Genomic DNA, 9,893 nt, shown 5'->3' on the forward strand with positions numbered 1-9,893 from the left:
TATCCGTTCAGTAGAGAGTCGGTGGCTGGTGAAAATCGACAGCGGAGCCCTGGGAATCCATCCTCGAGCAAAAAGTATGGAAAGCCGTGTTTTTGGTGATTATATACTTTCGGCAATAACAAGCCGTTATCTAATGAAGGTGAAAGGCGTAATACTGTGCCTTTAACTAGGGTGGCAACGCGGGTAACTCTCGTCCCTTTTGGGGATGGGGGTTTTTTGTTTTGTTTTTGCCGGCTTTCTTTCTGCAGACTAAAGGAGGAACAAAAGATGCTTGATATCAAATATTTACGGGCGAATTTTGAACAGGTAAAAGAAAAGCTTAAATTCAGGGGAGAAGATCTCACAGACTTTGACAAGTTTGAAGAGCTGGACAAGAGGCGCAGGCATTTGATTGTGGAAGCCGAAGAGCTGAAGAGTAAGCGTAATGATGTATCACAGCAGGTTGCTGCACTCAAGCGTGAAAAAAAGGACGCAGACTCTTTAATCGCAGAAATGCGTGAAGTAGGAGATAAGATCAAGGTTCTTGATCAGGAATTGCGTGAAGTGGAAGCGGTGCTTGAAAAGCTGCTGTTATCCATCCCGAATATTCCGCATGAGTCTGTTCCAGTGGGTGATTCTGAAGATGACAATGTAGAGATCCGCACATGGGGGACTCTTCCTGCGTTTGATTTTGAAGCAAAGCCCCATTGGGATCTTGCGGATGAACTCCATATTGTGGATTTTGAGCGGGCAGGCAAGGTAACAGGCAGCCGATTTGTTTTTTATAAAGGCCTCGGTGCCAGACTTGAGCGTGCACTTGCGAGCTTTATGCTGGATCTTCATACGGAAGAGCATGGATACGAGGAAATAATGCCGCCTTTCATTGTAAACCGCGCGAGTATGACAGGAACCGGCCAGCTTCCTAAATTTGAGGAAGATGCATTCAGAATTGAAAGCGAAGATTATTTCCTGATTCCTACATCTGAAGTGCCTGTCACCAATATGCACCGCGATGAAATCCTGAACGGAGAGGAACTTCCGCTATATTATGCAGCGTATAGTGCTAACTTCCGTTCTGAGGCAGGTTCTGCCGGCCGTGATACACGCGGTCTGATCCGCCAGCACCAATTCAACAAGGTGGAACTTGTAAAATTCGTTAAGCCGGAAGATTCTTATGAAGAATTAGAAAAGCTGACAGCAAATGCAGAAAAAGTCCTGCAGCTCCTCAACCTTCCATATCGAGTACTCAGCATGTGTACGGCCGATCTTGGTTTCACGGCTGCCAAGAAATATGACATTGAAGTTTGGCTGCCGAGTTATGAAACATACCGTGAGATTTCTTCTTGCAGTAATTTCGAAAGCTTCCAGGCAAGAAGAGCGAATATCCGCTTCCGCCGAGAAGCTAAAGGAAAGCCGGAGCATGTTCATACATTGAACGGATCCGGGCTTGCGGTCGGCCGCACAGTTGCTGCCATTCTTGAAAATTATCAGCAGGCTGACGGCAGTGTCGTAATTCCAGAGGTACTCAGGCCATATATGGGCGGCAAAGACGTTATCCGACCTTAATAAAGAAGAGTGGGCAGCCCTGCGGGGTTGTCCCTTTTAATTTTTTTAAAATAGTGTTGACTTACTAAATGAATCCATGTATTATATTATTTGTTGCTAATATTGATTTGGAGGTATACCCAAGTCCGGCTGAAGGGATCGGTCTTGAAAACCGACAGGGGTGTAAAAGCCCGCGGGGGTTCGAATCCCTCTACCTCCTCCATTTTTATTTTAAAACCACGCGCATAACATTTGGAGATGTTTGGATCCGCTGCCCTCTGGGCGGCGGATTTTTGCTGTGTAAAAGATCTTTTTTTATGGGTTCAAACAGCCCATCTTATGATTTAACAAGGTGACTTCCGCTTCAGGCGCGAGACTCTTGATCAATCTCGAGACTTTCGACCCTCGAGTCATAAGCCAATCTGTCTTTGGGGAGAAGTACGCTCCCCACAGCCAAATCGACTTATGCTAGTCGGGTCTCTGCCTGCCAAAGCAGTTCAATGTCTTAAACTAAAAATACGAACATTGAACTTAAGAAATCATTTTAGCAGGCACCGTTCTCCGCTTTTCTGTGCGGGATATGCGGGACAGGTGAGACCCCGCAGAAAAGCGATTGCCTGCAGCGGAAATCATTCTCCATGTTCAGAAGCCGCATTAATTATGAGAACAGCTAATAAAAAAGACGCTGCATGTGAGCAGCGTCTTTTTTATGCTTTAACCCGAAGCTTTTTTGTCTGTTCCATAAAGGATGCGACTCTTTCAATGATCGGTTCAATGGACGCTTCACTCGAGACCAGATCGTAATCATTGATGTTTAGGCGAAGGACAGGACAGGCGTTAAAATGATTGATCCAGTCTTCATATCTCGCATGCATTTCCTGCCAATATTCAATCGGGGTCTGCTGTTCCATTGGACGGCCCCGTATTTTGATACGTTCAAGGATATCGTCAAGTGAGCCTTCAATGTAGATAAGGAGGTCTGGGTGCGGGAAATAAGGGGTAAGCACCATTGCTTCAAATAGGCTTGTATAGGTTTCATAGTCGACCTTGCTCATCGTCCCTTTTTCATAATGCATCTTTGCAAAGATGCCGGTATCCTCATAAATGGATCTGTCCTGGATGAACCCGCCGCCATATTCAAACATTCTCTTCTGTTCCTTAAAACGTTCGGCAAGGAAGTAAATCTGCAGGTGGAAGCTCCATCTTTCAAAGTCATGATAAAATTTATCCAGATAAGGATTGGTATCGACCTTTTCAAATGAAGTCCGAAAATTAAGGGCATTAGCAAGGGCGTTTGTCATGGTGGATTTACCGACCCCGACTGTCCCTGCGATTGTGATGACCGCATTATTCGGAATATCATATTTTTTTCGTAGGTTCATTAGTATAAACTCCTTTTCGAAGTTCCTTTTCAATTTTGGAAAGGATATAATCATAATCAGCTTTGTTATTGATGAAATCAAGCTCGTCCCCGTTGAATCGGAGTACAGGGATTTCCGGGTGCAGTTCTTCAAACTGGGTCATGAAGTTTTCGTAATCAAGCGAAAGCTGTTTGAGATATAACGGGCTGATGTTTTTCTCGATGTCACGGCCTCTTTTATCAATTCGTGAAAGCAGAGTGTCGAGGCTGGCATTTAGATATATAATCATGTTTGGGACAGGCATGTCAGAAGTTAAAATATTATAAATGCCGAGGTACTTGTCATATTGTTTATCCTTCAAAGTACGTTTGGCGAAGATCAGGTTCTTAAAAATGTGATAATCAGCTGCTACAGGTTTCTCCTGGCTTAAAAAATCCTTTTCGATATCCTCAAGCTGTTTATAGCGATTGCATAGGAAAAACATTTCCGTCTGGAAGCTCCACTCTTCGATATTTTCGTAGAACTTACCGAGAAATGGATTCTCATCGACTATTTCTTTCAGGAGCTCAAACTGGAGATTTTCTGAAATGATTTTCGCCAGAGATGTTTTACCCACACCAATAGGGCCTTCAACCGTGATGAATGGTGTGTTATTCATGAAACGTATCCCCTCCAAAAATGATAAGACAAATATGTTGTCTATATATGTAAAAACATGTAACAAAGGATATTTTAACACAGCCATGAGTTAAAAGGAGAAGTTTATTTATGGAATTGAAAACCTGCTGCAACACAGAAATTGTTTTATATAGTGTGTGTGGCTGCACCTGCTTTTATCATTAAAGGAGAAGATGTATGATACATGAAGATGAAAGGTTCATGATGCTTGCAATGGAAGAGGCGAAAAAAGCGGAAGCACTGGGAGAGGTTCCGATCGGCGCTGTACTTGTGCACAAGGGCGAAGTGATCGCCTCTGCCCATAATTTAAGGGAGACCGATCAAAGTGCCACAGCACATGCAGAGCTGCTGGCAATTGATTCAGCATGCCGGCGGCTGGGCACCTGGAGGCTTGAGGAAACGACTCTGTACGTGACGCTTGAGCCTTGCCCAATGTGTGCAGGCGCCATTCTTCTCTCGAGGGTGGAAAGGGTGGTGTACGGGGCACATGATCCCAAGGCCGGCTGTGCGGGCACACTTATGAATCTTCTTCGGGATGAGCGGTTTAACCATCAATCGGAGGTATCGGCCGGTGTCATGGCTCATGAGTGCGGGGAAATGCTGACCCGCTTCTTTAAGGAACTGAGAAAAAAGAAGAAGGAAGAGAAGGTGAAGCGGCAGCATGGCGCGGGAAACCGGTAACACAGGAATTAACAATTCCTAGACGTTGATTTTTTATCATAAAAGAGGTATACTTATTAATGTGCTTAACAGAAGCACCCAACATTATGTTATCAAATTTGCCGTGCTAGGCGGGGAGGTAGCGGTGCCCTGTACTCGCAATCCGCTCCAGCGAGGCTGAATTCCTTTTCACGGTTAATATACTGCAGGGTCTGCCTTAAGTAAGTGGTGTTGATGTCTGGGTCCTGCGCAATGAGAATCCATGAACCATGTCAGGTCCGGAAGGAAGCAGCATTAAGTGGAATCTCTCATGTGCCGCAGGGCTGCCTGGGCTGAGCTAACTGCTTAAGTAACGCTTGTGGTTGTTAATCAACAAAAGGTGCACGGCGTTATTACATACAAACTAAAACTCATTCCGGCAGGCACGGGATGAGTTTTTTTACTATGTGCCCTTCTATCATTTTTTAGAATAATGCATTTACGCTATAATAAGATCATGATCGCTAAAAGGGGAGTTTAACGTGGGATATCAAGCATTATACAGAGTTTGGAGGCCGCAGTCCTTCTTAGATGTAGTTGGCCAGGGTCATGTGACCAAAACCCTGCAGAATGCACTCCTGCAGGACAAAATCTCCCATGCCTACCTTTTTTCCGGCCCGAGGGGCACAGGGAAAACAAGTGCAGCCAAAATTCTGGCCAAAGCTGTGAACTGTGAAAATGGACCTTCTGCCGAACCATGCAATGAATGTTCTGCATGCAGGGGAATTACAGACGGCTCCATACCAGATGTGATTGAGATCGATGCAGCTTCAAATAACGGAGTGGAAGAAATACGCGATATCCGCGACAAGGTAAAATACGCTCCGAATGCAGTTAAGTATAAAGTGTATATAGTGGATGAAGTCCACATGCTTTCCATAGGGGCGTTTAACGCGCTTCTTAAGACTCTTGAAGAGCCCCCGCGGCACGTCATCTTCATCCTGGCCACAACCGAGCCCCATAAAATCCCCCTCACCATCATCTCACGCTGTCAGCGCTTTGACTTTAAGAGAATTGGAACCAGGGACATTGTAGGGCGGATGAGACAGATTGCCGACAGTTCAGGGGTGAACTGCAGTGACCAGGCCATGGATATCATTGCCCGCGCTGCTGAAGGCGGGATGCGTGATGCGCTCAGTCTCCTTGACCAGGCGATATCCTTCAGCGAGGACCAGGTGACAGAGGAGGATGCCCTCACAGTTACCGGGGCGGTTTCCCAGTCATTTCTGACAAAGCTTGCGTATGCCATCCATGAAAAGGATGTGGCAAAGGCGCTTGATATCCTGGAGCGGCTGCTGTCACTCGGAAAAGATCCATCCCGTTTTATTGAGGACATGATTTTTTACTACCGGGATATGCTTCTCTATAAGACCGCACCTGGCCTGTCCGAGGCACTTGAACGGGTCTGGGTCGATGATGACTTTAAGCAGCTTGCCGATCAAATCCAGCCGGATGATTTATACGGGATGATCGAGAGCTTCAATGCTACACAGCAGGAAATCAAATGGACCAATCACCCGCGGGTGTTCATAGAAGTGGCGCTTGTTAAGCTCTGCCACAGGGAAAGCGGAGGAAGTGCTTCCACAGAGGGCTATCAGGAGCTGCTGCAGAAAATCAGCCTGCTGGAAAGCCAAATCAGCGAATTGAAAGAAAAAGGGATAGCCGTATCCGGCATGCAGGCAGCTGCCAAACCGAAACCTCAAAGGACTGGCAAAAAGCAATTTAAGGCGCCGGCCGGAAGGATCAACGCTATCCTTAAGGAAGCTACAAAACAAGATCTTAATACGGTCAAAGGCCAATGGGGAGAGATGCTGGAACAGCTGGTCAAGCAGCAGATGAAATCTTCGGTCGCACTCTTGAATGATGCTGAACCAGTAGCTGCCTCAACAGATGCTTTTGTGGTAAAATTTAAGTATGATATTCATTGCCAGATGGCGATGGAAAATGCCAGGTTCCTCGAGGCAGTGGGCGGCATTATCCTGCAGACCACAGGGAGAAAGCTTTCCATGATTGGAGTTCCTGAGGACCAATGGGGTAAAATCAGGGAAGAGTATCTTGCTTCACAATCCACTGATAAGGTGGAAACCAAAGACGTGGAAGACCCCTTCATCGCAGAGGCGAGAAGACTTGTTGGGGATGAACTGCTGGAAATCAAAGAATAATGGAGGTTAGGAATATGATGCGTGGCGGCGGAAATATGCAAAACATGATGAAACAAATGCAAAAGATGCAAAAGAAGATGGAAGAAGCCCAGGCGAACCTTGGTGAAGAAAAAATTGAAGGTACTGCCGGCGGCGGAATGGTAACAGTTGTCGTATCTGGCCATAAAGAAATAATTGAAGTGAAAATCAAACCAGAGGTTGTCGATCCCGATGATATTGAAATGCTGCAGGATTTAGTGCTGGCAGCTACAAATGACGCCCTTAAAAAGGCCGATCAGCTGACTAATCAGACTATGGGGCAATTCACAAAAGGATTAAATCTGCCTGGAATGTTCTAGGAGGTTTTTCTATGCATTACCCGGAGCCTATATCTAAATTGATAGACAGCTTTATGAAACTGCCGGGCATCGGTCCTAAAACCGCCGCCCGGCTTGCTTTCTTTGTTTTAAATATGAAAGAAGACATTGTCCTTGATTTTGCCAAAGCGCTTGTGAATGCAAAACGGAACCTGTCATATTGCTCGGTGTGCGGCCACATAACCGATCAGGATCCCTGCTATATATGCGAGGATCAGCGGAGGGACCGGAGCATCGTATGTGTCGTACAGGATCCCAAGGATGTAATCGCCATGGAAAAGATGAGGGAATATAACGGCCTGTATCATGTGCTCCATGGAAGCATTTCACCTATGGATGGGATAGGGCCTGAAGATATAAATATCCCGGACCTGCTTAAAAGGCTGCAGGATGAGACGATAAAAGAAGTAATCCTGGCGACAAATCCCAATATAGAAGGCGAAGCAACTGCCATGTATATATCCAGGCTCCTTAAGCCGTCAGGCATCCGGATTACAAGGATTGCCCACGGGCTGCCAGTCGGAGGCGACCTTGAGTATGCGGACGAAGTGACACTTTCCAAAGCAATTGAAGGCCGCCGTGAGGTTTAAATCTTAAAACTGCATGGAGGTATATCATGTTCTTTCGGCGTAAAGGATGGCTTCGAAAGGAATACGACCAGCGGCTAATCAGTCAGCTTGAGGAATTAAAGAGAAGCTGGCTGAACCAGAAAGCGCTGCTGGAGAAAAGTGTGGATCCGTCGCATGATATTATCTGCAGCGTGAAACTGGCGGAAGCAAAGTATTTCTATTTATTTAAAGAAGCAAAAAAGAGAAATGTAAAAGTAAGGCCATAAGCATGGTTCTAAAACCTCTTCTGGCGGTCATATGCTGTTTAGTACAAGCAGTATACCGTCAGGGAGGTTTTTATAATGGAACCAATTGCGTTTATAGCAGTAATCGGGAGTCTGATCGTGCTTCTGCTTTTAGTGGGAACTCCCCTTAAACCGCTGAGGTGGGCCGGCCAGGGAGCTATCAGGCTTGTCATCGGTGCGCTCTTTCTTTTTTTCTTAAATGCGATGGGAAACGCGATCGGGCTTCATGTACCGATAAATCTTGCGACATCTTCGATTGCTGGTTTTCTCGGTATACCGGGGGTCGCAGCAATGGCAGCCCTGCAGTACTGGATTTTATAGATCTTTTTTTGACCTGGGAGCAGCCGGAGCGCGGCTCTCCTTTTTTGTTTTTATTTTATTAATAAATACTATTGACTTCCGTTGGCAAACTTGATATTATATTATTTGTCGCTGAAAACAAAGCGATGGTGAAACAAAAAATTGTTGACTTTATATCATCGGAATGTTATGATTATAAAGTCGCTTATGACGAAATGTTCTTTGAAAACTGAACGAAACAAGACGCCAGTTACTTCTTATTTATAGGAAGTAAACAAAACAAGTTTTAAACTTTATGAGCTATATCAAATTCTTCGGAGAGTTTGATCCTGGCTCAGGACGAACGCTGGCGGCGTGCCTAATACATGCAAGTCGAGCGGACGGATGGGAGCTTGCTCCCTGAAGTCAGCGGCGGACGGGTGAGTAACACGTGGGCAACCTGCCCTTGAGATCGGGATAACTTCGGGAAACCGGAGCTAATACCGGATAGGTCTTTCCCTCACATGAGGGAAAGAGGAAAGACGGTTTCGGCTGTCACTCAAGGATGGGCCCGCGGCGCATTAGCTAGTTGGTGGGGTAACGGCTCACCAAGGCCACGATGCGTAGCCGACCTGAGAGGGTGATCGGCCACACTGGGACTGAGACACGGCCCAGACTCCTACGGGAGGCAGCAGTAGGGAATCTTCCGCAATGGACGAAAGTCTGACGGAGCAACGCCGCGTGAGTGAAGAAGGTTTTCGGATCGTAAAACTCTGTTGTCAGGGAAGAACAAGTGCCATAGTAACTGATGGCACCTTGACGGTACCTGGCCAGAAAGCCACGGCTAACTACGTGCCAGCAGCCGCGGTAATACGTAGGTGGCAAGCGTTGTCCGGATTTATTGGGCGTAAAGCGCGCGCAGGCGGTCTTTTAAGTCTGATGTGAAAGCCCACGGCTCAACCGTGGAGGGTCATTGGAAACTGGGAGACTTGAGTGCAGAAGAGGAGAGTGGAATTCCACGTGTAGCGGTGAAATGCGTAGAGATGTGGAGGAACACCAGTGGCGAAGGCGACTCTCTGGTCTGTAACTGACGCTGAGGCGCGAAAGCGTGGGGAGCGAACAGGATTAGATACCCTGGTAGTCCACGCCGTAAACGATGAGTGCTAAGTGTTAGAGGGTTTCCGCCCTTTAGTGCTGCAGCTAACGCATTAAGCACTCCGCCTGGGGAGTACGGCCGCAAGGCTGAAACTCAAAGGAATTGACGGGGGCCCGCACAAGCGGTGGAGCATGTGGTTTAATTCGAAGCAACGCGAAGAACCTTACCAGGTCTTGACATCCTCTGCCACTCCTAGAGATAGGACGTTCCCCTTCGGGGGACAGAGTGACAGGTGGTGCATGGTTGTCGTCAGCTCGTGTCGTGAGATGTTGGGTTAAGTCCCGCAACGAGCGCAACCCTTGATCTTAGTTGCCAGCATTAAGTTGGGCACTCTAAGGTGACTGCCGGTGACAAACCGGAGGAAGGTGGGGATGACGTCAAATCATCATGCCCCTTATGACCTGGGCTACACACGTGCTACAATGGATGGTACAAAGGGCAGCAAAGCCGCGAGGCCGAGCGAATCCCATAAAGCCATTCTCAGTTCGGATTGCAGGCTGCAACTCGCCTGCATGAAGCCGGAATCGCTAGTAATCGCGGATCAGCATGCCGCGGTGAATACGTTCCCGGGCCTTGTACACACCGCCCGTCACACCACGAGAGTTTGTAACACCCGAAGTCGGTGGGGTAACCTTTATGGAGCCAGCCGCCTAAGGTGGGACAGATGATTGGGGTGAAGTCGTAACAAGGTAGCCGTATCGGAAGGTGCGGCTGGATCACCTCCTTTCTAAGGAAAAAGCGATCTTGTTTCGTTCAGTTTTGAGGGAGCATTCTCTCAAAAACAGAAAATAAATTAGAAACGAACTATTCGAGGAAGCGAACGAG

General features: G+C 47.0%; 9 protein-coding genes, 1 tRNA gene, 1 rRNA gene, 1 other RNA gene and 1 other annotated feature (1 of these 13 cut by a window edge). Of the genes, 10 read left to right on the forward strand and 2 right to left on the reverse strand.

Annotated features, from left to right (window positions below; translation table 11 throughout):
- Nucleotides 1-201: a binding site (T-box leader), on the forward strand (it extends 32 nt beyond the left edge of the window).
- A 66-nt stretch (nt 202-267) separates the two neighbouring features.
- The gene (gene serS / locus V1498_RS00085; RefSeq protein ID WP_409296385.1) at nt 268-1,545 is read left to right on the forward strand and encodes a serine--tRNA ligase; all 1,278 of its coding nucleotides are present in this window, start codon (nt 268-270) and stop codon (nt 1,543-1,545) included.
- A 109-nt stretch (nt 1,546-1,654) separates the two neighbouring features.
- Nucleotides 1,655-1,747, forward strand: a tRNA-Ser gene (locus V1498_RS00090).
- Between the two features lie 484 nt (nt 1,748-2,231).
- On the opposite strand, the gene V1498_RS00095 is transcribed toward V1498_RS00090, so the two are convergent.
- Nucleotides 2,232-2,906, reverse strand: coding sequence for a deoxynucleoside kinase (locus V1498_RS00095; protein WP_409296386.1), 675 nt, complete (start codon nt 2,904-2,906; stop codon nt 2,232-2,234).
- A complete protein-coding gene (locus V1498_RS00100) occupies nt 2,884-3,543 on the reverse strand; it encodes a deoxynucleoside kinase (RefSeq protein WP_409296387.1) in 660 nt (219 codons plus the stop codon). Before V1498_RS00100 ends, V1498_RS00095 begins: the two co-directional genes overlap by 23 nt.
- 197 nt (nt 3,544-3,740) lie before the next feature.
- On the opposite strand from V1498_RS00100, the gene tadA reads away from it, so the two are divergent.
- From tadA to V1498_RS00140, 8 genes are all read left to right on the forward strand, one after another.
- Nucleotides 3,741-4,244: a tRNA adenosine(34) deaminase TadA gene (tadA, locus tag V1498_RS00105; protein ID WP_409296388.1), complete on the forward strand. Its 504-nt coding sequence runs from the start codon at nt 3,741-3,743 to the stop codon at nt 4,242-4,244.
- A 101-nt stretch (nt 4,245-4,345) separates the two neighbouring features.
- Nucleotides 4,346-4,610, forward strand: an RNA gene (ffs, locus tag V1498_RS00110) — signal recognition particle sRNA large type.
- A gap of 134 nt (nt 4,611-4,744) precedes the next feature.
- Complete coding sequence (dnaX, locus tag V1498_RS00115) at nt 4,745-6,424, forward strand: DNA polymerase III subunit gamma/tau (RefSeq protein WP_409296389.1); 1,680 nt, start codon at nt 4,745-4,747, stop codon at nt 6,422-6,424.
- Between the two features lie 14 nt (nt 6,425-6,438).
- Complete coding sequence (locus V1498_RS00120) at nt 6,439-6,762, forward strand: YbaB/EbfC family nucleoid-associated protein (RefSeq protein ID WP_409296390.1); 324 nt, start codon at nt 6,439-6,441, stop codon at nt 6,760-6,762.
- 11 nt (nt 6,763-6,773) lie between these two features.
- Complete coding sequence (recR, locus tag V1498_RS00125) at nt 6,774-7,370, forward strand: recombination mediator RecR (RefSeq protein WP_409296391.1); 597 nt, start codon at nt 6,774-6,776, stop codon at nt 7,368-7,370.
- Nucleotides 7,371-7,396: 26 nt separating this feature from the next.
- Nucleotides 7,397-7,615 (forward strand): YaaL family protein, encoded by a 219-nt coding sequence (locus V1498_RS00130; protein WP_409296392.1) that lies wholly within the window; start codon nt 7,397-7,399, stop codon nt 7,613-7,615.
- A gap of 75 nt (nt 7,616-7,690) precedes the next feature.
- Nucleotides 7,691-7,954, forward strand: a complete 264-nt coding sequence (locus V1498_RS00135) for a pro-sigmaK processing inhibitor BofA family protein (protein ID WP_409296393.1) — start codon at nt 7,691-7,693, stop codon at nt 7,952-7,954.
- A gap of 290 nt (nt 7,955-8,244) precedes the next feature.
- Nucleotides 8,245-9,795, forward strand: a 16S ribosomal RNA gene (locus V1498_RS00140).
- Nucleotides 9,796-9,893 lie beyond the last annotated feature (98 nt).

The sequence above is a fragment of the Paraperibacillus marinus genome (genome assembly GCF_046237605.1).
Taxonomy (GTDB): Bacteria; Bacillota; Bacilli; order Bacillales; family DSM-1321; genus Paraperibacillus; species Paraperibacillus marinus.